Here is a 23,792-nt window from a genome sequence, read left to right as displayed (position 1 = left end):
GCGATGGTCTTGCAGAGACGGATGCCCGCATTCGCTCGGCAGCGCCCCGCCGGGCTCGGGTTCAATTTTGAGACGCGCGGTGGACAGGTTGCGTCTCGCGCGCGAGATCATGCCCATCCGACTCAAATTTTCAAACAAATCGTGCGGTCTGTGAACTGGCTCACAGACCCCGGGAAAGCCTGGCCGTAGTGTCCCCGCATGTCCCAGAGCCCCGCCAGAGCCATGTTGGAACCGCAGACCGACTTCAGCACCGACTACGCGCTGATTGCCGCCGGCGTGGGTGCCTCCCTCCTCGCCCTCCTCTATCTGCTGCTGGTCTGACGTCCCGCGCGGATCCGCTTGCGGCCGTGGCGCGCCTGGGCGTGCCGGCTCCCGTTCCCATATCGCAGAACTGTCGAACGATCGCGTTCCCTGATTGCAGCGGCGCGTCGCTCCCGCCTGCGCGGCGTTGAGTCCCCCCGGTTCCGTCAAGCGCGACATCTGGCGAGTCCGGATTCATCCACCAGATTTACCGGACGGTGAATAGCGCTCAGCTTTCGCTTCCGCTTCGCGCGCGACTGGCGCTTTATCCCCTCCCCTTCAAAGCTGCTAAACACGCGGTCATGGCACTCACCGATTCGAACGTTCACAAGCTGGCGCCGGCTGACGCAGCAACGCCGGCCTATCGCAGCGCTCCTCACAACATCGAGGCGGAACAGGGTCTGCTCGGCGCGATCCTGGTCAACAACGACGCGTTCTATCGCGTGTCCGACTTCCTCGAGCCGAAGCATTTCTTCGAGCCGCTGCACCAGACCGTGTTCGAGACCGCGTCCAGCCTGATCCGGATGGGCAAGGTCGCGACGCCCGTGACCTTGAAGACGTTCCTGCCCGCCGACGTCGACATCGGCGGCATGACCGTCGGGCAGTATCTGGCGCGGCTCGCGGCCGAAGCGACCACGATCATCAACGCCCAGGACTATGGCCGCACCATCTACGACCTGTCGTTGCGCCGCGACCTGATCGGCATCGGCGAGGACATGGTCAACGTCGCCTATGACGCGCCGGTGGACTTCGCGCCGCGCAACCAGATCGAGGACGCCGAGCGCAGGCTGTACGAGCTCGCGGAGTCCGGACGCTACGACGGCGGGTTCCAGAAATTCTCGCAAGCCCTGACGACCGCGCTCGACATGGCCGCCAAGGCGTTCCAGCGCGACGGCAAGCTGTCCGGCATCTCGACGGGCCTGCGCGATCTCGACGCCAAGATGGGCGGCCTGCAGCACTCCGACTTGATCATCCTCGCCGGCCGTCCCGGCATGGGCAAGACCTCGCTCGCGACCAACATCGCCTACAACGTCGCCCAGGCCTATGTTCCCGAATTGCAGCCCGACGGCACCTATCGGGCCGCCCAGGGCGGCGTGGTCGGGTTCTTTTCCTGCGAAATGAGCGGCGAGCAGCTCGCCACCCGTATCATCGCCGAGCGCAGCGGCATTCCGTCGAGCCACATCCGCCGCGGCGGCATCACCGAGGCCGATTTCGAGAAGCTGCGCGAATGCTCGATCGAGCTGCAGTCGCTGCCGTTCTATGTCGACGAGACCGGCGGCATCTCGATCGCCCAGGTGATGGCGCGCGCCCGCCGTCTGAAGCGCCAGAAGGGCCTCGACCTCCTGGTGATCGACTACATCCAGCTGCTGTCGGGCTCGGGCAAACGCGGCAACGACAACCGCGTGCAGGAAATCACCGAGATCACCACCAGCCTGAAGGCGCTGGCCAAGGAGCTCAGCGTTCCCATCATCGCGCTGTCGCAGCTGTCGCGTCAGGTCGAGAATCGCGAGGACAAGCGGCCGCAGCTGTCGGACCTGCGTGAATCCGGCTCGATCGAGCAGGACGCCGACGTGGTGCTGTTCGTGTATCGCGGCGAGTACTACCTCGCCGCCAAGGAGCCGCGCCCCGGCACCGAGGAGCATCAGAAGTGGCAGATGGAAATGGATCTGGCGCTCGGCAAGGCCGAGGTGATCATCGGCAAGCAGCGCCACGGTCCGACCGGCACGGTTGAATTGCACTTCGACGCCTCGGTCACGCGCTTCGGCGACCTCGCCCATGACGGCCTGCCGCCGCAGCATCACGACTATTGACCGTGTGCTGTTGAACCGGGACGCTGCACCGCGTAAAAGCGCGACATGAGCGTTCCCGATCTGAAACCCGCCGCTGATCAGCCCGCCCCCGGTCCTGAGGAGGTCCAGGTGCCCGCCAGCGCCACCGGCGTGCTGACGATCGATCTCGACGCGCTCGCCGCCAATTGGCGCAAGCTGGAAAAGACCGCGGTGCCGGCCGAATGCGCCGGCGTGATCAAGGCCGACGCCTATGGCTGCGGCATCCCGCAGGTGGCGCGCACGCTCGCGGCCGCCGGCTGCAAGACCTTCTTCGTCGCGACGCTCGCCGAGGCCAAGGTCGCCCGCGCGGCCCTGCCCGACACGGCCGCGCTCTACGTGCTTGACGGCTTCTTCCAGAACACCGGCGACGACTACGCTGCGATCAACTGCCGCCCGGTCATCGGCGAGCTCAACGAGCTCGCCGAATGGGACATCTTCTGCCGCCGCACCGGCTGGAAGGGCGGCGCCGCCGTTCATGTCGACACCGGCATGAACCGGCTCGGCCTCACCCCGATCGATGCGCAGGGCATGATCCCGCGCATCCAGAGCGGCGACCACGGCATCACGCTGGTGATGAGCCATCTGGCCTCGGCCGAGCAGATCAACAGCCCCTCGAACGCGCGCCAGCTCGCGACATTCCGCGAGGTCGCCAGCGTCTTCACCGGCGTGCCCGCCGCGCTTGCCGCCTCCTCCGGCATCTTCCTCGGCGCCTCGTTCCAGTTCGACATGGTCCGCCCGGGTGCAGCGCTCTACGGCGTCAACCCGACGCCGGAGGCCGACAATCCGATGCAGCCGGTGGCCGAGATCAAGGCGCGCATCGTACAGTTGCGCGACCTCGCCCGTGGCGACACGGTCGGCTATGGCGGCACCTGGACGGCGCGCCGCCCGACAAAGATCGCGATCCTCTCCGCCGGCTATGCCGACGGCTATTTCCGCGCGGCGAGCTCCAACGACGGCACCCGCGGCGCTGACGTCATCATTGCCGGCCAACGCTGCCCGATCGCAGGGCGCATCTCGATGGACCTGATCGCGGTGGATGTCACCGACCTGCCGCCGAAGGCCGCCCGCCGCGGTCACTTCGCCACGCTGCTCGGCGAGGGCATCACGGTCGACGAGCTCGCGCATCATTTCGGCACCATCGGCTACGAAGTCCTGACCAATCTCGGCCGGCGCTATCATCGCATCTACAAGGGCGGCGCGGCGACAGCGGAAAGCTGATCGCGCGCAGCAACGCTCTCTGTCTGACGTGCACACAGCTGCTGCCACATCGTCATTGCGAGCGCAGCGAAGCAATCCAGAGTCCCGCACACCACCCTGGATTGCTTCGCTGCGCTCGCAATGACGGTGAACTGACATGAGCCATCGTTCTCGCGGCATGTAACGCCCGAGGCTTGCATCTCATTTCACCCTCTTCGAAAGACGAGGGCGCAGGGAATGCCGGGTGCTGGCCGATCGGGATAGGGGGGAGTCTCGCGACTCCACCCCTCCCACACCACCGTACATACGGATCACGTATACGGCGGTTCGGCGGATTAAGCGGCTTTGCGGGCTGCGAGGAAAGGCAGGCCGAGTGAGGCGAACAAGGACCTTGGCAGAGCGTTGGCCAGTGCGGCGCTGTTGGCGAGCCGCCAGGGACCACGTGGGTTGCCGGCGGTTTTAAGCGCCGTCTCCCGGTCGACGCCGCGGCGTCGCAGCTCGTCGAAGCGAGTAGGACCGCACTTCCATTGGGTCCAGACGACGGCGCGCAACCGCCGCCTGATCCACTCATCGAGCTTGCGCAACACCGACGGCGTCTCGCAGAACCCGAAGTAGCCGCGCCATCCCTTCAGATACAGCGCCAGCTTCTCGATGATCTGCTCCAGGCTTCGGCCAGACTGTCGCCCCGTCAGCTCCCGAACTCTCGCCTTGCAACGGGCAATGGCCTCAGGCGCGATGCGCCGGCGCGGCTTCTTCCCCTGCGTAAAGCTGAAGCCCAGGAACTTGCGGTGGCTCGGTCTGGCGACCGCGCTCTTGGCCCTGTTCACCTTGAGCTCGAGGCGCCGTTCCAGGAATCTCTCGATGCTCGCCATCACCCGCTCGCCCGCCTTCCGACTGCGCACATAGATGTTGCAGTCGTCGGCATAGCGCACGAAGCGATGACCTCGCCTCTCCAGCTCCTTGTCCAGCACGTCCAGCATCAGGTTCGACAGCAGCGGCGAGAGCGGCCCGCCTTGCGGCGTTCCTTCCTCCGTCGGGCTGACCAGCCCTCCCTCCAGCACGCCCGCAGTCAGGAAGCCGCGGATCAGCTTCAGGAGTCGCTTGTCGGCAACCCGCTTGGCGACCAGCCCCATCAGGATGTCGTGATTGACCCGGTCGAAGAACTTCTCCAGATCGATATCCACCACGACCGCGTGCCGGGACGCAATGTAGGTCTGCGCCTTCGCCACCGCCTGATGCGCCGAGCGGCCCGGCCGGAAGCCGAAGCTCGTCTCGGAGAACGTCCGATCCCATTCGCTTTGCAGCACCTGCAGAACCGCCTGCTGGATGAAGCGGTCGAGCACCGTCGGGATGCCGAGCAGCCTGACGCCGCCCGATGCCTTCGGAATCTCGACACGCCGCACCGGCTGCGGCTTGTAGGTGCCGTCGAGCAGTTGGGCGCGGATCGCGAGCCAGTTCACCTTCAGGTAGGCCGGCAGATCATCCACGGTCATCCCGTCGACCCCCGCCGCGCCCTTGTTGCGCTTCACTCGGTCCAATGCCTTCTTCAGGTTCTCACGTGCGACGATCCTTTCCATCGACGGTCCCGCGACCGCCGTCTGATCGAGACAGGCTTTCGCCGCGCGAGCTTCGGCCGCCCCGGCGCCGGCCCGCGGGGCTTCACCCCTCGGTCCGGGGCGAGGGTTCAGATTGCTCTGAGCTTCCTGCCGCATTGGGTCGTGCGAGATCACCGCTCCACCAGAACTTCCATCGTTCGGGCCTTCGGCGGTACGCTGCCGCCTACTATGCCCTCTGCTGACTTCTGCGTCGCGTTCAGATCGCCTTGCAACGACCTCAGTCCCGTTGCCGGGACACGACGCAGATCTCCCGAGGTAAGACCGACCGCCTTCACCGCATGCCCGTCGGATCTACCACCCCGCCCCTTGATGACCGTGGACTTCGCGATTGGTGGCTCGCTCGTCCGGCCGGGTAGGCCTCACATCCGATGTTTGTTCATCGGGCCGCGGCTTTGCTCCACGCTGTCTTCAGACCCCACCTCGCGATGACGCCCTTGCGCTTCGCTAATCCTTCGCCGCCATCAGGCTGGATAGAGGACTTCCACCTCCAAGCTGTCGTTCATACTCGGCACACCCCCCATGGCCCGCCTGCAGAAAAAAATGCAGGCGGCAGGAACCACAGGTTCAGCCGGTCAACCGGCATTCCCTGCGCGATGGCTTTACGCCTTATGCGTACTCTCCCCGGGGACCGGGCTGTCTTGCCCCCGTGACCGGCGGATCATCATCACCACCGGCGTAGCATCAGCGTCGGGATGCCAGGACCATACGTTTTCAACGTGCGCCTTAAGCCGTTCGTCCGCACAGCATCAGCCATGCTGCGACCCAAAGCGCCCACCGCATCCCACCCCGCGTGCCGTGACGATCGCGATACGCCCCTCGTGCCGAGGCGGGACGGAGAGAGTGAAACATGATTTTCTGATAAACGGAAGTCGAATATTTTTCGCGGCAGGACTGGACAGGGCGAGTCGCGTTGAGATTGCTGGAGAAAATCGTGCTTTGGCGGAGGTGATTCTAGTCCGGCCAATCGCTCCTGCGCCTCGCCGAATGGAGGGTACAGCAAGACGCGAGCCAAGTCCTATGATCGCCCCTCGTCACGGATGTCGTTCGTCCGCTTCATCTCTCGCGCCAGATCGTCAACAACCTGTGCCAGCGAGCGTCCATCGCTAGTGGTCAGCGATTTCCGGAGCTGCCGTGAGCTCCATAGAATCGCGGCAATGAACATGATAAAGGGAAGCCAGGAGACGATCAGGCTTACATACCAAGGCACATCATTAGCCATACCCGAGCTCTTCCCTACGATTGCCTTCGATATCAATCAGTCTGGCTCAGATGATCCGCGCGGCGGGCTACCATCTTCTATCATTCACGCGCTTCATCTCCTCCGCCACATCACCGACGACCTGCACCAGCGAGCGACCGTCGTCGGTCATCAGAGATGTCCGAAGCCGGCGCGTGCTCCATACAACGGCTGAGACGAACATGATCAATGGCAACCAGGCTATGATGAGACTTACGTACCAAGGCACATCGTCACTCATGCCTAACCTCCACGCATGATCGCCGCCTGAGGACCAGGATCATCGATATGATCCAATCATTAAGAAATCAGCTGGAACGCAGCGGCAACGTCCCCGCAATGAGCGGGTGGATGGGTATTAAGGTGACAGTGCTAAACTGTATAAAACTCACAACGAGCGACCAAGTGGTCTGCAACGTTTAATGCAGCGTCACCGCCCCACAGAACGCGGAGGTTGCGGACCGCAAGCCCTAGTCTAGCGGCTTTGCGGTGCTCGGCTGGGCGCACGGGGGGCTGGCGGCATAGCCGCCGACCGCACACCCACTGGGGCGGGTGGCCGCCCGGGACTTGGGCGCGGTCTACCGACCAACGCGGGGGGACTAACGCTCAAGCCAATCCATAACGCTCTATGACTCTCACGAGGGGTCGCTAGCGTTCCCCCGGCACTCGCGTGGTGAGTTCTATTTTATCTGGACTCTTCCAGATTTTCGGCCAAGTTTCTCCCGGTTTGAAACACCACACGATCTTGAGTCGTCGAGGGCACCCATATGCAACGAAAATTGCCATGGCCCGCGGAAGGCTCGAAAGTATGGAGGTCATTAGCTGGGTTTGAAGCCATCCTCGCCACTGGTCTCTATTGGATCTGGCCTTTGTCCCTTTCTTTCTATCTTCAGAAAATACCCGTTGCTCGCCGACGCCCCGATATTGCGATCGAGATCTATGTATCAATTTGCTTGGGACTGACGATTTGGTTCTGGCTTAGACCGATTGAGCTAGTGATCCCATTCTGGCTTACGCCGAGAGAATGGGCAGGCGCCCTTTGCGCTTATTTTTCGACAAGCTCGGTTGTCGCATTGTTGGACGTGGTCTTTCTCTCAAAAGTCTTGGGGAGCGTCGAATCTACGGAGCGATCACTTATCCTATTTATCTGTAACGTCGCTCAGATCGTTTTTATGTTTGCTATTTGGTATCAAATTGTCGGAACCAACGTACGCAAGGAAGACGCCCTGTTTTCGTCGATTACGGTTCTTGGCACGCTCGGCTATCCGCCCGGTGCAAACACGGTCGTAGGTCTGCAAATTGCTACGGATCTGCTCCTATTCGCGATCTTCTTATCACACCTCGTTGGACGAGTAGGAATACCGCCCCGAACCAACTCATAGTTTGTCCCAGCACAGTTTGGGACGCCGCCTGTACTGAATTTGCGGCGTCCCTTTCAAGGCTCGAAACAGCAAGCGTAGCCCGGATGAGCGTAGCGACATCCGGGATCACGAGACCGTTGCGGATGTGCCGCGCCATGGGTCCCGCATGTCGCTACGCTCATGTGGGCTACGCATTGTGCCCCCACCCGCGCGGATCGGTCTTCAGCAACGCATACAGCATGTCATCGCGCCATTCGCCGCCGACGCGCAGGTGGTCGCGCAGCCGGCCCTCGCAGCGGAAGCCGAGCTTCTCGGCCAGTTTGCGCGACGCGGCGTTGTCGGGATGGATCAGCGCCTGCGCGCGGTGCAGGCCGAGCTCGCCGAAGCAGAAATCGAGCATCGCACCGACCGCCTCGGTGGCGATGCCATCGCGCTGCCGGGCAGGATCGACGATGTAGCCGATCGTGACGCGCTTCGCACGCATGTGACCGTCGTGATAGTTCACCATGCCGATGCAGCGGTCGGTCTCGGCTTCTGCCACCGCCCAGAACCGGTAGTAGGACGGCGTACAATCGATGAACCGGCGGACGGCACGTTCGCTCTCGATCCGTTTGGTGTGAACCGGATGATTCCAGAAGCGCATCGCATCCGGATCGCTGAAGCACCGGTGCATTGCTTCGGTGTCATCGGGATCGAACTGTCGCAGTCGCAGGCGGGCGGTCGAGAGGATCGGGTGCGGGATGGGCTGTTTTGCCATGGCGGGCTCATGCAGGGATGAACCAGACTAGCAGCGATGACGGCAGGAGCGCTACGTTCAGTCGCCTCGCGCCCGAAGGCCCCAATCTCCGCGTCGCCGTCATTGCGGGGCGCGCGGACGACACAGTGCCGGCGTCGTGCCGATCGCATGAGGCCGGTGGCAGTGCACAAGACTCGCGCGACCCTGCGCTTGGCTCGTGCACTTCCCACGTTCGCGGCCGCCGCTCACGCCTTGAAGTAACCCGGCTGGCCGATGTCGGCGATCAGGCCGATCCCGTCCGGTCTCCAGCCCAGGCGCTGCTGTGTCAGGGCGCTGGAGGCCGGCATGTGCAGGCCCGCGAACATCGCCAGTGGTCCATAGTAGTCGCCCGCCTCCTCCTTACCTATCGAAACGACCGGCACGTTCAGCGCGCGACCGATCACCTCGATGACCTCACGCATCGCGACGCCTTCCTCGCCGACGGCGTGGTAGATCGCGTCTGCCACGCCCTTCTCAAGGGCCAGCCGGTAGAGGCGGGCGACGTCCGATCGATGCGCCGCCGCCCAGCGCTCGGTGCCTTCGCCGACATAGGCGGCGCGGCCCTTCTGCCGCGCGAGCTCCACCAGATAGGAGATCAGCCCGGCCCTTCCGGGCGCGCCGTGCACCTGCGGCAGGCGGATCGCCATCGCGCGCACGCCACGCGATGCATAGGCCAGGCCGGCCTGCTCGGACACGCGCGGGACATGCGCTGACGACTCGCGCCGCATGTCTTCGGTGACCACCACGTTGGCCGCAACGAGCCCCGTTCCAGAGGTGACGATGAACGGCTTGTTCGTGCCCACCAGCACATCGCCCATGGCTTCGATGGCGGCCTTGTCGATGGCGCCGTTCTCCGCGAATTTCGCGAAGTCGTGGATGAAGGCGAGATGGATCACGCCGTCGGCATCCCTCGCGCCGCGCTTCAGGCTGTCGAGGTCCTGCAGCGAGCCGCGATGAACCTGCGCGCCCAGTTGCTCGAGCGTGCGGACGTTCTCGGCGGAGCGCGCGAGGCCGATGACCTGATGCCCGGCGGCGATCAGCTCCCTGGTGGTTTCGGAGCCGATGAATCCGGCGGCGCCGGTGACGAATACGCGCATGAGACACACTCCCTGTTCAGACCGCCGGAATATTGCTAGGCTGCTCATGCGGGTAAAGTCGTGACTTTATACGGGTATAATCGCTAACAGGATGACGGACGCTAACCCTCTCGGGACCTATCTCAGGGATCGCCGCGCCAAGCTCGATCCGACCGCCTTCGGCCTGCCGCTGCAGCGGCGGCGAACGCCGGGGCTTCGGCGCGAAGAGGTGGCGCAACGCGCCAATGTGAGCGCCACCTGGTACACTTGGCTCGAGCAAGGGCGCGGCGGCGCGCCCTCCGCCGACGTGCTTGACCGCATCGCTCGCGCCATGATGCTGACCGACGCCGAGCGCGAGCATCTGTTCCTGCTCGGTCTCGGCCGGCCACCCGAAGCCCGCTATCACGCGATCGACGGCATCTCACCCCGTCTCCAACGCGTGCTCGACACGCTGGAATACAGTCCCGCCTTCGTTCGCACGGCGACATGGGACATCCTCGCCTGGAACAGGGCGGCTGCGGCTGTCCTCACCGACTACAGCACCCTGCCGGAGGACCAGCGCAATGTTCTGCGCATGATGTTCCACGACAGCCGTGTCCGCGCAGCACAGCCCAACTGGCAGGCCGTGGCGCGCTATGTGGTCGCGTCCTTCCGCGCCGACGTGGCGCGCGCCGGTGCGGCCCGCAATGTCCAGTCGCTGGTCGATGAGCTCTGCGCGACGAGCCCGGAATTTGCGGCGATGTGGCGCGACAACGACGTGCAGGGACGGCATGGCGATGGCGTGAAGGTCCTGCAGCATCCCATCGCCGGATCGCTCTCGCTGGAATTTTCGGGCTTCGCCGTCGATGGCCGGCCCGACCTCACCATGGTGATCTACAATCCCGCGACGCCGGCGGATGCGGACAAGATCCGCGCGCTCGTGACGTCACGACCGAAATAGCCACACAACCGCACTCGGCTCGCGCGCCTCGCTCGCCAGCGTCGGCCGGGGGATGCGCGGAAGCGCGACGTCCCCGCGGCTAGTCCTTCTTCGCGGCGTCGAGCACCTTCTTGCAGGCGTCGGCGAGCTGGGCATAGTTGCGCGTCAGGCAGGCGATGATGCGGCCGCCGCCGGGGAGCACATCGCTGCAGAACCTCGCGTAGTCGACCTGACACGCGGCGCGCTGCTCGTCGGTCGGCAGCAGCTGCGCGCGGGCCGCATCCGCAAGGCCCAGCAACAGCGTGAACAAAATGGCGATTGCGAGCTTGGACATCAGGCCTTCCCCTCAATGCAACGGGCATCATGAAGATCGCGACCTTCAACATCAACAATGTCCGGCGGCGTCTCCCCAACCTGCTGCGCTGGCTGGGCGCGGCCAGGCCCGACGTCGTCTGCCTGCAGGAGCTGAAATGCACCCAGGCCGATTTCCCCGTCGATGAGATCGCCAAGGCCGGCTACAGCGCGGTGTGGCAGGGGCAGAAGACCTGGAACGGGGTCGCGATTCTCGCGCGCAAGGCAGAGCCGGTGTTGACGCGCACCGCCCTGCCCGGCGATATCAGGGATCGCGAGGCGCGCTACATCGAGGCCGCGGTGCGCGGCATCGTCATCGGCTGCCTGTATCTGCCGAACGGCAATCCGCAGCCGGGGCCGAAATTCGACCACAAGCTCGCCTGGTTCAAGCGGCTGCACAAGCACGCGGCTGATTTCATCAAGGACGACCTGCCGGTCGTGCTCGCCGGCGACTACAATGTCGCGCCTGATGCACTCGACATCTATCCGACGAAGTCCTGGGACAAGGACGCGCTGGTCCAGCCGAAGAGCCGCGCCGCCTACAAGGCGCTGGTCGATCAAGGCTGGTGCGATGCGATCCGCACGCTGCATCCGGACGCGCCGATGTTCACCTTCTGGGACTACAAGCGCAACCGCTGGCCGCGCGATGCCGGCCTGCGGCTCGACCACCTGCTGCTGAGCCCGCAACTCGCGCCGCGCCTTAGCAAGGCCGGCGTCGACCGCTTCATCCGCGGCGAGGACGGCGCCAGCGATCACGCGCCGGCCTGGATCGTGCTGAAATAGTCCGAAGGTCGAGAAGGATGCCCCGCGAGCTGCGTTCATCGGAGATCACTCTGGCCGATCGCGCCTCCCGGTGAATGTGACGTCGAATGGGAGCGTTACGCCGCGCACCGTCAGTCCCGTCCCGCATCCATGATCGCGTGCGCGAGCCGCGCCGGATCGGAGAAGCACAGCTCATGGGCTTCGGCGTCGGCCCGCGCGACTGGCGGGCGGAGACCGCGCGTCACTCCGGCTAACCACCGCCTGCGGTCAGCGCGGACTCCGTTCGCGGGCCGCGCCCCACAACCAGATTGCCGCCAGCAGGACGAGCGAGCCGACGAACGCCGCGACGACGTCGCGCAGCGAAATGACGATGCTGCCCATGCCTGGAAACAGCCCAAACAGGTTGAACAGGACACCACCAATGAGGGCGCCGACGCATCCCAATCCGATGTTGGTCAGAAGCCCGAAACCTGCTCGGCGGCGCTTCACCAGGATTCCGGCAAGGCCGCCACCAATCAAGCCAACGACGAGCCAAGTCCCTGCATGTACCAGTGTGAACATTCTTCACTCCGTCGGTCTGCCGTCACCCCTCGGTTGGAGCATTACGGCCAGAATCGTGCACTTGCAGGTTACATCGATTTCGCTGCCATCAACTGAACTCTGCAGCTCGGATGAGTTCGTGACCCAATCGCAAACTGGTCGATGCTCAGGCCGGCGTCCACCGAAATGATAGTCATTCGAATCTAATCGTCTCGAACACGCGCAGCTCATGCGAACGCTTCGCACGCAAAGGGCTACGTAGTTCCCCCGAGTTCATACAATCCTCGGAATCGGGAAGAATGCGGTTCCCGCAGAGCGTGCAAAGGTGAATGCATGTGCATCGCATGCAACTGGGCAAGATTCCATGGTTTGCTCAAGCTTGATTTTGACTCCGTCAACGAGGCCGAGCCGTCACGACGCCAGCTCCTGCAGACAGGCGCGGCGTTCGCTGCGGCCGGCGTTGCCTCGGTGTCCGCTCCGACGAACGCCGAGGCGCGAACCGGCGGCGGCAAGGCCGACATCGTGTTTCGCAACGGCCCGGTCTACACCGTGAACGGCGGCCGGGAATGGGCCCGCGCGGTCGCCGTCAAGCAAAAACACATCGTCTATGTCGGCGATGACGCGGGCGTCCGGTCCTTCATTGGCCCAAAGACCCGCGTCGTCGATCTCGCCGGCAGGATGCTGCTGCCCGGTTTCGTGGAAGGACACATCCATCCGATAGCGGGCGCAGTCGTGACTCGGGGTGTCGATCTTCAATACGACACAAGGGAGGAGATGCTCGACGCCCTGAAGGCCTATCGCGCCAAGCTGGGCCAGGCCGGCATCGTCCGCGGCTTCGGCTGGCGCTATAACGCCTTTCCGCCGACCGGCCCGCGCAAGGAGGATCTCGATCAGATCTGGCCGGACACGCCCGTCTTTCTCGTCGGGATCGATGGCCATTCAGCCTGGGTCAATTCCAAGACGCTGGCGATTGCCAAGGTGACCAAGGCGACCAAGGATCCGTTGCCCGGCTACAGCTACTTCGAGCGGGACCCGGCCTCGGGAGAGCCGACCGGCTATCTGGTCGAGCCACCGGCGATGTTTCCGGTCCTCAACGCGGTCTCGCCGTTCACGACCGGCTATATTGCGGACTCGCTCGCACAGTGGCTGCCGAAGGCGTCGGCGGCCGGCATCACCAGCGTGTTCGATGCCGGACTGCTCGTTCTCCCCGAGGAGACCGGCTACGAGCTCTATCAGGACCTGGAGCGCAAAGGGAAACTGCCGTTCCGTGTGGTCGGATCGACCTACCACAACAACCCGGCGATCGACCCCGTGCCGATCGCGAAGGCCCTGCGCCGACGCTTCAATTCCGAACTGGTGCAGGCCCCCGTTCTCAAGCTCAACATCGACGGCGGCGAAGCCCAACGGACCGCCGCATTGCTGGCCCCCTATAGCGACGATCCGAGCACGAGCGGCGAGACGCTGGTCCCGCCGGACCAGTTCAAGGACATCATCCGCCGCGCCGACAGGGCCGGCCTCAACATTCACATCCATTCCTACGGTGATCGCGCCAACCGCCTGTCGCTGGACGCGTTCGAAGCCGCGATCAAGGTCAATCCGCCGCGCGATCGCCGGCACACGCTGGCGCATCTCATATTTGTTTCACCTGACGATCTGCCGCGCTTCGCCAAGCTCGGCGTCACCGCGCAGTTCTCCGCCCAATGGTCGGTGGCGGACGCCTATTGGCAGGGCGTGATGCGGCCGCGCGTCGGCGCCCGCGCCGAGCAGGCGTTTCGCACCGGCTCGATCCTGCGTCATGGCGCCAACATCTCGCTCGGCACCGATTGGCCGGCCGCCGGCTATTACAGCACCTACAAGCCGCTGGATGCGATCGAGATCGCGACCACGCGGCGGGAGTTGAACAAGCCGGATCAGCCGGCCTTGGTGCCGCTCGACGAGCGGATCAGCCTCGAAGAGGCGATCCGCGCCGCCACCATGGGCCCGGCCTATCAGCTCGGGCTCGACCAGAAGGTCGGTTCGATCGAGGTCGGCAAGCTCGCCGATCTGATCGTGCTTGAAAGAAACCTGTTCGAAGTCGCCCCGCACGACATCCACAACACAAAGGTGCTGATGACCGTCATGAACGGTCAGGTCAGGCATGAACAGCGAAGCTGAATCCAGCGACGTCTCGGACCGTCACCTTCAGGGCCACATCGACAAACTCAGACCGATTCCCGGAAATACGGAGGCGTATATGATTGACAGAAGAACGCTCATCAAAGGCGCGGGAGCGGCGTTGGTCGCGTCCGGACTCGATTTGCCGGCCGCGCGCGCCGAGTCCGCCGATCCGCTCTTCTATGCGTCGGTCGCCGACCTCATCGCCATGTTCCGGGCCCGCAAGGCGTCGCCCGTTGATCTCTTGAAGGCGCAGATCAAGCGGATCGAAGCCTACAACACGAAGGTCAACTGCATCACCTACGAGCATTTCGATCAGGCGCTCAAGGAGGCCAAGCTATCCGAGGACCGCTATCGGCGTGGCACCGCAAGGCCGCTCGAAGGGATCACGGTGGCCATCAAGGACGAATTCTCCAGGCCGGGCTGGCGGACGACGCAGGGCTCGCTCCTCTTCAAGGACTCGCCGCCCGCAACGGAAAACTCGGCCATCACCGACTCGCTCGAGGCCGCCGGCGCCGTCATGCCGTTCCAGACGACCGTGCCGGAATTCTACCTCTTCCTCGGCGCGTCCACCCGCGCCTGGGGCACGACACGCAATCCGTGGAATCTCGAATACTCTCCGGGCGGGTCGTCGGCGGGATCGGGCGCGGCGCTGGCCGCAGGCTTCACGACGCTCGCCATGGGCTCGGACATGGGCGGCTCGATCCGAATTCCCGCCTCACAATGTGGTCTCTATGGCTTCAGGCCGCCGTTCGGACGCGTGGCTGGTGGGGAAATCCCGTTCTCGACCTCGGGCCCGATGGCGCGGCGCTTCGACGACCTCGTCCGCCTCCAGAACGCGATCGTCGGTCCGTCCGAGCGGGTGATGGCCGCGATGCGCCCTCGCCTCGACTACCCCACCCGTTATCCGCGCCTTTCCGGGTGGCGCATCGCCGTGGATTGGGGCGCCGGCATTGCGGACGTCATACCGTCCGTGAAGGCTGCGATGCTGAGAGGAATCGAGGCGCTGCGCGCCGCGGGGTGCACTGTGGACGAGGTCGACTGCGGCTTCACGAAGGCCCACAAGATGGTCTTCATCCGTGGGCTGATGTCGACGTCCATCGGCACTGCGATCGAGATCTCGAATGCGCATCGCGATCAGCTCTCGCCCTACATGACCGAAATGCTCGACCAGGTCGGCGCGGTCGGACCGCGCCAGGCCGAAGAAGCCGAAGAGCTGCTGCAGCGGCTGCACCGCCAGGTGCAGCAGCGCGTGTTCGGCAAGGGCTACCGCATCCTGCTCATGCCGACCATGGCAACGCCTCTGGTCGGGGCCGACATGTTCAAGAGCAAGGAAAACAAGGTCGACCCGTGGGTGGGCACCGGTCTGGGCCTGGCGCTGACGTGGCACTGGAATCTGCTCAACCGCTATCCGGTCGTCGATGTCCCGCTCGGCGTGGTCGAGGACCGCATGCCCTCGGGCATGCAGGTGATCGGCCAGACCTACACCGATCTCGACACGTTCCAGTTCGCGTCGAACTGGTCTCGCCTGCGGCCGTCACTGTTCGCCGGCGGGCAATTTCCGACCTTCGCCTGACTCCATAGCGGCCGGAACGGTGCAGATGCGAGACAACGGATGCGAGAGCAGCGCTTCGACAGTGAGGTCGGCCATGACTCCGAGAATTTTTCGACGAGCGGTTCTCCTGTTCCTGATCTCAGCGCTGTACCCAGGCGCCGGCGCCTCGGCACAGCAGAGGACGCCATCGCTCGAAGATCTCGCCAAGGCGGCGCAAAACCCGATCGCGGATACGATCAGCGTCGGGCTGGAGAATATCGCCATGCCGAACACGGGTGCGTACCGGCAGACGGCTGACGTTCCGGTCGGCGCGGGAATAGGCAAGCTCTTCATGGTCGACAAGCAGCCGGTCAATGCCGAGATCGGTGTCTACTACAATGTGCTGAGGCCGGACCTGGCATCGCGGTGGCAGTTTCGCGCCAGCCTGGCTTTCCTGTTCCCGAAGTGACGGTGCTCGGGACCAGGCATCGGTGGGATCGATGACCTCCACGGCATGAATGACACCCTCGCGCTCGGGCGACGCATAGACGATGAGTCGTTGCGGCGGTCCTCCTTTTCTCTGTCTGAAAGCATTCGATTTGAAGTTTATCCATCAACAGGAAACGAAGACTTCAGTATGCGTGCTGGCGCTCGACGCCGCCGAGATTGACTTGATCGTTGTCAATCTTGGCGGGTGCTGAGTGAAGTAGTTTCAGCGTCTGATTCGGCAATCGTGCAGCTCACCCGGAGCGCGGAATTTTCGGAGCAGGACTTCGGAGCAGGACAATGTGCATTGCATGCGGTTCCGCCATCGGTTCGCTGTTTGCGGCATCGAAGTCGGAGCGCGGCGGACTGACCCGTCGCCAGATGGTCGCGACCTCGGCTGCGGCCGCAGCGTTCGCCGCTGCCTCGGCTCCGGCCTGGGCCGCCTCCAGCAGCACGACCATCTTTCGCGGCGGGCGCGTCTACACGGTGGACGACTCCCTGCCCTGGGCCCAGGCCGTCGTCGTCAAGGGAGACACGATCGTCTACGTCGGCGACGACGCAGGCGCGATGAAATTTGCCGGACGCGGGGCTGACGTCATCGACCTCAAGGGGCGCATGCTGATGCCGGGCTTCGTCGAGGCGCATTGGCATCTTTGCACGCTGGCCTTCGCCCGCGGCGCCTGGGTCAACGAGGAAGATCCCGAGCGCATCTACGCGATCCTGCGCGACTACGCGAAGACGCACTCCGACGAAAAGTTCATTCTGGGCTTCGGCTGGATCGCTGGCGCGTTTCCCGCCTCGGGTCCGCGCAAGGAGCCGCTGGACGAGATCTTCCCTGATCGGCCGGTCCTGCTCGTCAGTTGCGATCTGCACGCCTACTGGGTCAATTCCAAGCTGCTGGAGATGGCCGGCATCACGAAGGACACCCCACGCGACGTCGTGCCCGGCTCCTCCTGGTACGAAAAGGATCCCAATGGCGAGCCGACTGGCTTCATTTCGGAAGTACCCGCGCTGTTCGCGGTACTCAAGACGCTCGAAAAACACGGCATCGAACCGTTCGGCCTCAAGTCGGCCGCCACCGCCATCGAGGAATGGCAGCCCAAGCTCGCAGCCGCCGGCATCACCACCCTCTTCGATGCCGGCTTCAGCGCCTGGCCGACCGAGCAGCATCACGGTTTCGACATGCTGGTCGACCTCGAGAACCGTGGCAAGCTGCTGCAACGCGTGATCGGCAGCCTCTATCACAACGACCCCAACGTCGATCCGCTGCCGATCATTCGGGCCTACCGGAAGCGCTATCGCACTCCGCTGGTCAAGGCCGAGGTGCTCAAGCTGATCGTCGATGGCACCGAGCTGAGCCGCACCGCCTATCTGCTGGATCCCTATGCCGGAAGCCAGGATTGGCGCGGCGAACCATTGTTGCCATCGCCCGTGTTGAATCGGATCCTGCGCGAAGCCCATGCGGAGGGAATCGATACGCACCTTCACGCCGTCGGCGACGCCGCAGTTCGTATGAGCCTGGATGGATACGAAGCCGCGTTCGGCAGGCAGGGCCCCGGCAACCGTCGCCATACCATCTGCCACGCGTTCCTCACCGCGCCCTCGGACATTGCGCGCTTCAGAAAGCTCGGCGTGATTGCGAATACGCAGATCCAATGGGGCGTGCCGGATACGAGCCAGCGCCGCGTCCGCGAGATCTACGGCGACGAGCGCTGGAGCCGCATGTACACCTTCAAGACGTTCATCGACGAAGGCGTCACGGTGTCGTTCGGCATGGATGCGCTGGCGACCGGCTCGAAGGTCGTCGTCAAGCCACTCGAGGCGTTGCAGGCCGGCCATACACGTCAGGAGCCGGGCAAGCCCGACGGCCTGGTCCATCCGCCCGCGACCGAACGCCTGGGCCTGCCGGACCTTATCCGAGGCTACACCATCAACGGAGCCTACCAGCTTCGCATGGAGGACAAGATCGGCTCCATCAAGGTCGGCAAGCTGGCCGATCTGATCGTGCTCGAGAACAATCTGTTCGATGTCGGGCCACACGACATCGGCAAGGTCAATATTCAGCTGACGATGATGAACGGCCGGATCACGCATCGTCGTGGAATCTGAGCGGGAGCGGTGAACGTGCTGGAGACGACGAGCGCGCCGAATGAACCACGGCTTGCGCAAGCGAGCGCGCCAATGTCGAAACGCAATCGCTGGATGGTTCTCCTGACCGTCTCCAGCGCGCTCGCGCTCGTCGTGATCGACATGACGGTGCTCTATACGGCGCTGCCCAGCCTGACCCATGAGCTCGGCGCAACCGCCTCGGAGAAATTGTGGATCGTCATGGCCTACGGGCTCGTCGTCGCCGGCCTGCTTCCCGGCTTCGGCTCGCTCGGCGATCGCGTCGGGCACAAGAGGACGTTCATAGCCGGCCTCATCGTCTTCGGACTAGCCTCGGTCGTCGCCGCCTATTCGCCGACCGCCATGGTCCTGATCGGCGGGCGCGTCCTGCTCGCAATCGGCGCTGCACTGATGATGCCGGCGACGCTGTCGATCATTCGCGTCACCTTCTCCGATGATCACGAACGGGCACTGGCCATCGCCATCTGGGGCGCGGTCGCATCCAGCGGAGCGGCGGTCGGGCCCTTGGTCGGCGGTGTCCTGTTGGAATACTTCTGGTGGGGCTCGGTCTTCCTCATCAACGTGCCCCTGGTCGTGCTGGCGCTGGTCGCCGGCCTGCTGCTGATTCCTGCCCCGGCCGATCGTGCTGAGCGCGACTGGGACCTTCTCGGTTCAGTGCAGGTGATGGCTGGGCTGATCGGGTTCGCCTATGTCGTCGAGGAGCTCGGCAGTCGGCAGTCTTCCTATGTCGTCCTCGCCGGCGCGGCTGTCGCGACGGCCATCATGTTGACGGTCTTCGTGCGTCGCCAATTGCGGGTCAAGGATCCTTTGCTGGACTTCACCCTGTTCCGGAATGTCGAGTTCACGCTCAGCGTGATCACCGCGATCGTGGCTTCACTCGCCATCGCGGGCACCGAGCTGGCGATCAGCCAGCGCCTGCAGCTCGTCCTCGGCTATTCGCCGCTGCAGGCGGCATTGTACATCCTTCCGGCCCCGCTCGGTGCCTTCATCGGCGGGCCGCTCGCGAGCCTGATGCTCCGTCGCGTCCGAGCCGCCACCACGATGTCCGGCGCGCTGTTGATCGCAGGCATCGGCGCGGCCGGCTACCTGCTCTGCTACAACGCCAGCCTGGCGCTGCAACTGATCTGCATCGCGGTCAATGGTCTAGGGCTAGGAGCATCCATCGCCGCCGCCTCCAACGCTGTGATGAATCACGCACCTGAAGGCCGCGAAGGCATGGCCGCGTCGATCGAGGAGGTGTCGTTCGAGCTCGGCGGCACAATCGGCATCAGCATTTTCGGAAGCATTCTATCCGGAGTCTATACGGCGTTCATGGTTCTGCCCGACGGCCTCGGCATTCCCGCCGTTGCGCGCGACAGCATCGACGAGGCGCTGATCGCCGCCGAGCGGCTGCCGACCGAGCTCGCTGCCCTCGTCACCTCGCACGCTCATCGCGCCTTCGATCAGGCGTTCCTGACTGTCGTCTGCGTTGCGATGGTCGTCCTGCTCTGCACCGCCTTCCTGGTCCGGCCCCGAGCAGAGCGAACGACCTCGAACGCGGCTCGTCAGCAAGTCCACTAGGCCGGCGACGAAGACCCCTCATGCGCGTCGGCATTGGCGGCGATCACCACGCTCGCCAACGCGATGTCGCCGTCCGATACGTAGTGATTGACCCGCTCGGGCAGACTCCGGCCGGCCTTATAGAGCTCGACGGTCTCGATCGATCGTGTTCTGATCAATTCGGCCATGATGTAGTCCCGCTCCGCATTCGCATCCGGATCGGTGGCGTGCGTGATCTGAAAGGTCAGTCGGGTGAGCGACAGGCCCGTATCCTTCGTGCCGGCACCGACCCAGAGGACGGACTCATCGGCCGCAGGCGTGTCGGTCGTTAACCAGAAATCGCCAGCGTTCCAGCTCTTCTCGGCGTGGGCGAGGTCAACGGCCCAGAACCGGACGTGATGACGCTTTCGCGGACTATTGCCGATGGCTTTCTGAAAGCCGATATCCTGGCCGCGACCGAACAGATAGAGGGTGCTGAAAGGAGCAGTGGGGTACGGCCTGGCGAGGACGAAGGCGCGGACCATGGCGCACGAGCTTGCCAGCCCCAATCGGTCCGCCTCGCACCAACCGATCGCAGCAAAGCTCGCGCGGAGCTGTCGAAGCGTGCCGATCAGGGCGAGATTGACGGGGTCACCGGGCAATCCATCGCCGGTGATCGTGTAGCTGGGCACCCTCCGACTCTGAAGGATCCTGAGACTCAATCGGATCACGCGTGGCAGAACGACATAGGCCGCGATTGCGTAGCTGACGCCGACGGCGGCAATCCAGGGCAGCCTGCGGTCCGCCGTCTCGAACACCACGAACACGATCAGCCAGACCGTGAAGATCCCGAGCCCGGCGACCAGCACGCGTTGCATGAGGCGTAAGAGCAGTCGCACTGGATCGGTCCGGTGAAAACGAGGTGATCAGCAATCGCGTTTTCGGTAGGGTGTCCGATCTTCTCTTCGTTGGCAACACCGCACGTGAAGGCACGAGGCGGCCCGGTCGCCGGCGCTATGACGAGGTTGTCCGCCCTGGGTTGCTCGACATTCGTCTGCGGCGGCACGCAGCCCCGAGCCAGCCCAAAGACAGCCGGACTGCGCGTGCTTACGCCGACAGCCGCTCGGCGTTGGCCGCGACATAATCCCGATAGAGATCGACGACCGCGGCCGGGCTCGCGCCGGCCATCAGCTTCGCCGTCGCCTCCAGGGCTGCAGCGATCTTTTCGCTGACCATCAGCTCCGCCTCCTCGCCCGCATCGGCTTCGCCGCGCGCGATCTTTTCCAGCCGGAGCCGGATGACCTCGCCGGCTTCCATGGCCAGCATCGCGGCCGTGAACCAGGGGAACTCCGCATCGGCGGTTGCCGTCAGGGACGGCCGCATCTGCAAAGACATCGGGGTTTTGCTCATCGTCATCGTCCGAGAACATCAGCGGACGTGCGAGGAATACGCTTCAACTTTTAATGATGCGGACGCACAATCATCGACGATTTCGAGTCGACACGAACCGCCGATTAACCACACGGCGCAGCTTCTCCCCGTCATTTGCGCGCGGAGCGAAACAATCCAGAATCCCTCCGTGGAGACAGTCTGGATGGCTTCGCTCCGCCGCTCCGCTCGCTATGACGTGGGGATAGAGCTCGTCTGCTGGAGGCGACAATCTTGGGCTTCCTGTTCGTGCTCGCGATAGGCCTCGTTGCCGGCACCTTGTCCGGCATCGTCGGCACCGGCTCGTCGATCATGCTGATGCCGGTGCTGGCGTACGAGTACGGCCCGAAGGAGGCCGTGCCGATCATGGCGGTGGCCGCCGTCATGGCCAACCTGTCGCGCATCCTGGCATGGTGGCGCGAGGTCGACTGGCGCGCCTGCGCAGCCTATTCGGTCACCGGCATTCCGGCCGCCGCACTCGGCGCGCGCACCTTGCTGATCCTGCCGTCGCAGGCGGTCGATATCACGATCGGCCTGTTCCTGATGGCGATGGTGCCGGTACGGCATTGGCTGACGCGGCACGACCTCAAGGCCAACCTCTGGCACCTCGCGCTCGGCGGTGCGGTGATCGGATTTCTGACCGGCATCGTGGTCTCGACCGGGCCGCTCAGCGTGCCGCTGTTCCTGTTCTATGGGCTGTCGAAGGGCGCCTTCCTCGCCACCGAGGCTGCGAGCTCGCTCGGGCTCTATGTCTCGAAATCCATCACCTTCCAGCGCTTCGGCGCGTTGACGCCGGACATTCTGCTCAAGGGCCTGATCGCCGGCGGCTCGCTGATGGCTGGCGCCTTCGTCGCCAAACGCTTCGTGCTGCACATGAAGCCCGATGTGTTCCGCGTGGTGATGGATGGCATCATGCTGGCCGCGGGCCTAAGTATGTTATGGAACGCCACCCACTCCTGACGGCACCGATTCTCACCTCATGGCCAAGACCACGCTCTCCTTCGTCTGCCAGAACTGCGGCGCGGCCTATTCGCGCTGGCAGGGCAAATGCGAGGCCTGCGGCGAGTGGAACACGCTGGCGGAGGAAGACACGACGGGCGCGACCTCCGCGCCGGTGTCGCTGCGCTCCAAGCGCAAGGGCCGCACGTTCCAGCTGGAATCGCTCACCGGCAAGAGCATCGACGCGCCGCGGCTGTCGTCGGGCATGACCGAGCTCGACCGCGTCACCGGCGGCGGCTTCGTGCGCGGCTCGGTGCTGCTGGTCGGCGGCGATCCCGGCATCGGCAAATCGACGCTTCTGACCCAGGCGACCTCGATGCTGGCGCGCGCCGGCCATCGCGCGGTCTACATTTCCGGCGAGGAAGCTGTCGCCCAGGTGCGGCTGCGCGCCGAGCGCCTCGGGCTTGCGGATGCGCCGGTACAACTGGCGGCTGAGACCTCGGTCGAGGACATCATCGCGACCCTGTCGGAAGGCGGCGTGCCGCGACTGATCGTGATCGATTCGATCCAGACGATGTGGACCGACACCGTCGAATCGGCGCCGGGCACGGTTACCCAGGTGCGCGCCTCGGCGCAGAAGCTCATTCGCTTCGCCAAGAAATCCGGCGCCGCCATCATCCTGGTCGGCCACGTCACCAAGGACGGCCAGATCGCCGGCCCCCGCGTCGTCGAGCACATGGTGGACGCGGTGCTGTCGTTCGAGGGCGAGGGCTCGCAGCAGTTCCGCATCCTGCGCGCCGTCAAGAACCGGTTCGGCCCGACCGACGAGATCGGCGTGTTCGAAATGACCGGATTGGGTCTGCGCGAGGTCACCAACCCCTCCGAGCTGTTTCTGTCCGAGCGCGATCTCGGCAGCCCCGGCACGGCGGTCTTTGCCGGGATCGAGGGCACCCGCCCCGTGCTGGTCGAAATCCAGGCCCTGGTGGCGCCGACCTCGCTCGGCACGCCGCGCCGCGCCGTCGTTGGCTGGGATCCGAGCCGGCTGTCAATGGTGCTGGCCGTGCTGGAGGCGCATTGCGGCGTCAAGCTGTCGGGCCACGACGTCTATCTCAACGTCGCCGGCGGCCTGCGCATCAACGAGCCGGCGGCGGATCTCGCCGCGGCCGCAGCTCTGGTCTCCTCGCTGGTCAACGCGCCGCTGCCGCCCGATGCGGTCTATTTCGGCGAGATTTCGCTGTCGGGCGCGGTCCGCCCGGTGGCGCAGACCTCGGCGCGGCTGAAGGAGGCCGCCAAGCTCGGCTTCGGCCGCGTCGTGCTGCCGGAGCGCGCCCGCGGCGAGGCCGGCGGCGATGCCGGGCTCAGCCTCAATACCGTCGGCGGATTGACCAGCCTGGTCGCCGACATCGCCGCGCGAGGCACGCCCCGCGCCCGCCACGACGGCAGCCGGGACGAGGGTGAGCAGGGCCGCCGTGGCCCCAGCCATGCCGAAAAAAATGCCACACCAGCGAGATTCCGCCGCCAGGACGGCTAGCCGGACCGTGACGTTCGCGTGACTCGCCGCTATACAACGCCGCAACCGGGCGCCCACGCGGGATGGTGCAGCGTCCGGACTTGCCGGGGAACCCTGCTCTCCTCCGCCTGGA

The 23,792-nt window shown here is 64.6% G+C and carries 19 protein-coding genes; 11 read left to right on the top strand and 8 right to left on the bottom strand.

Features of this window, described 5'->3' with window-relative positions; genetic code table 11:
• The first annotated feature begins 602 nt into the window (after positions 1-602).
• Positions 603-2,111 carry a replicative DNA helicase gene (locus QX121_RS24180; protein WP_315755750.1) on the top strand — a complete coding sequence of 503 codons (1,509 nt, stop codon included), beginning with the start codon at positions 603-605 and terminating at the stop codon, positions 2,109-2,111.
• Positions 2,112-2,156: 45 nt separating this feature from the next.
• Positions 2,157-3,347 (top strand): alanine racemase, encoded by a 1,191-nt coding sequence (alr, locus tag QX121_RS24175; protein WP_315813224.1) that lies wholly within the window; start codon positions 2,157-2,159, stop codon positions 3,345-3,347.
• 314 nt (positions 3,348-3,661) lie between these two features.
• On the opposite strand, the gene ltrA is transcribed toward alr, so the two are convergent.
• The 4 genes from ltrA to QX121_RS24155 all read right to left on the bottom strand — a co-directional run bounded on the left by ltrA (position 3,662) and on the right by QX121_RS24155 (position 9,412).
• Positions 3,662-5,038 (bottom strand): group II intron reverse transcriptase/maturase, encoded by a 1,377-nt coding sequence (gene ltrA / locus QX121_RS24170; protein ID WP_409997696.1) that lies wholly within the window; start codon positions 5,036-5,038, stop codon positions 3,662-3,664.
• 1,190 nt (positions 5,039-6,228) lie between these two features.
• Positions 6,229-6,420, bottom strand: a complete 192-nt coding sequence (locus QX121_RS24165; RefSeq protein WP_315780451.1) for a hypothetical protein — start codon at positions 6,418-6,420, stop codon at positions 6,229-6,231.
• A 1,307-nt stretch (positions 6,421-7,727) separates the two neighbouring features.
• Positions 7,728-8,297, bottom strand: a complete 570-nt coding sequence (locus QX121_RS24160) for a GNAT family protein (RefSeq protein WP_315780450.1) — start codon at positions 8,295-8,297, stop codon at positions 7,728-7,730.
• 224 nt (positions 8,298-8,521) lie between these two features.
• Positions 8,522-9,412 (bottom strand): SDR family oxidoreductase, encoded by an 891-nt coding sequence (locus tag QX121_RS24155; RefSeq protein ID WP_315780448.1) that lies wholly within the window; start codon positions 9,410-9,412, stop codon positions 8,522-8,524.
• Between the two features lie 91 nt (positions 9,413-9,503).
• On the opposite strand from QX121_RS24155, the gene QX121_RS24150 reads away from it, so the two are divergent.
• Positions 9,504-10,331, top strand: coding sequence for a helix-turn-helix transcriptional regulator (locus QX121_RS24150; RefSeq protein ID WP_315780445.1), 828 nt, complete (start codon positions 9,504-9,506; stop codon positions 10,329-10,331).
• A 79-nt stretch (positions 10,332-10,410) separates the two neighbouring features.
• Here QX121_RS24150 and QX121_RS24145 read toward each other — a convergent pair whose 3' ends face one another.
• On the bottom strand, positions 10,411-10,644 hold the full coding sequence (locus QX121_RS24145; RefSeq protein ID WP_315798791.1) for a cysteine rich repeat-containing protein: 234 nt from the start codon (positions 10,642-10,644) through the stop codon (positions 10,411-10,413).
• Positions 10,645-10,673: 29 nt separating this feature from the next.
• Here QX121_RS24145 and xth point away from each other — a divergent pair, with 29 nt between their 5' ends.
• The gene (gene xth, locus QX121_RS24140; RefSeq protein ID WP_315813223.1) at positions 10,674-11,444 is read left to right on the top strand and encodes an exodeoxyribonuclease III; all 771 of its coding nucleotides are present in this window, start codon (positions 10,674-10,676) and stop codon (positions 11,442-11,444) included.
• Positions 11,445-11,690: 246 nt separating this feature from the next.
• On the opposite strand, the gene QX121_RS24135 is transcribed toward xth, so the two are convergent.
• On the bottom strand, positions 11,691-11,984 hold the full coding sequence (locus QX121_RS24135; protein WP_315739380.1) for a GlsB/YeaQ/YmgE family stress response membrane protein: 294 nt from the start codon (positions 11,982-11,984) through the stop codon (positions 11,691-11,693).
• A 348-nt stretch (positions 11,985-12,332) separates the two neighbouring features.
• Between QX121_RS24135 and QX121_RS24130 the strand changes: the two genes are divergently transcribed.
• The 5 genes from QX121_RS24130 (at position 12,333) to QX121_RS24110 (ending at position 19,824) form a co-directional block, all read left to right on the top strand.
• Positions 12,333-14,117 carry an amidohydrolase gene (locus QX121_RS24130; RefSeq protein ID WP_315813222.1) on the top strand — a complete coding sequence of 595 codons (1,785 nt, stop codon included), beginning with the start codon at positions 12,333-12,335 and terminating at the stop codon, positions 14,115-14,117.
• Between the two features lie 79 nt (positions 14,118-14,196).
• The gene (locus tag QX121_RS24125) at positions 14,197-15,693 is read left to right on the top strand and encodes an amidase (RefSeq protein ID WP_315813221.1); all 1,497 of its coding nucleotides are present in this window, start codon (positions 14,197-14,199) and stop codon (positions 15,691-15,693) included.
• A 73-nt stretch (positions 15,694-15,766) separates the two neighbouring features.
• The gene (locus QX121_RS24120; RefSeq protein WP_315739377.1) at positions 15,767-16,120 is read left to right on the top strand and encodes a hypothetical protein; all 354 of its coding nucleotides are present in this window, start codon (positions 15,767-15,769) and stop codon (positions 16,118-16,120) included.
• Between the two features lie 317 nt (positions 16,121-16,437).
• Entirely contained in the window at positions 16,438-18,246 is a 1,809-nt protein-coding gene (locus QX121_RS24115) for an amidohydrolase (RefSeq protein WP_315813220.1), read from the top strand.
• Positions 18,247-18,318: 72 nt separating this feature from the next.
• The gene (locus tag QX121_RS24110) at positions 18,319-19,824 is read left to right on the top strand and encodes an MFS transporter (RefSeq protein ID WP_315813219.1); all 1,506 of its coding nucleotides are present in this window, start codon (positions 18,319-18,321) and stop codon (positions 19,822-19,824) included.
• On the opposite strand, the gene QX121_RS24105 is transcribed toward QX121_RS24110, so the two are convergent.
• Complete coding sequence (locus tag QX121_RS24105; protein ID WP_409999368.1) at positions 19,821-20,660, bottom strand: LssY C-terminal domain-containing protein; 840 nt, start codon at positions 20,658-20,660, stop codon at positions 19,821-19,823. The two genes, QX121_RS24110 and QX121_RS24105, sit on opposite strands and share 4 nt — an antisense overlap.
• Before the next feature lie 229 nt (positions 20,661-20,889).
• Positions 20,890-21,192 carry a hypothetical protein gene (locus tag QX121_RS24100; protein WP_315777467.1) on the bottom strand — a complete coding sequence of 101 codons (303 nt, stop codon included), beginning with the start codon at positions 21,190-21,192 and terminating at the stop codon, positions 20,890-20,892.
• Between the two features lie 252 nt (positions 21,193-21,444).
• Here QX121_RS24100 and QX121_RS24095 point away from each other — a divergent pair, with 252 nt between their 5' ends.
• Positions 21,445-22,170, top strand: coding sequence for a sulfite exporter TauE/SafE family protein (locus QX121_RS24095; RefSeq protein WP_315777466.1), 726 nt, complete (start codon positions 21,445-21,447; stop codon positions 22,168-22,170).
• Positions 22,171-22,189: 19 nt separating this feature from the next.
• On the top strand, positions 22,190-23,680 hold the full coding sequence (radA, locus tag QX121_RS24090) for a DNA repair protein RadA (RefSeq protein ID WP_315777465.1): 1,491 nt from the start codon (positions 22,190-22,192) through the stop codon (positions 23,678-23,680).
• Positions 23,681-23,792 lie beyond the last annotated feature (112 nt).

The organism is Bradyrhizobium sp. SZCCHNR2028 (genome assembly GCF_032380995.1).
Lineage (GTDB): Bacteria > Pseudomonadota > Alphaproteobacteria > Rhizobiales > Xanthobacteraceae > Bradyrhizobium.
The sequence above is the reverse complement of the archived record's forward strand: the minus strand, read 5'-3'. Positions and strand labels throughout refer to the sequence as shown.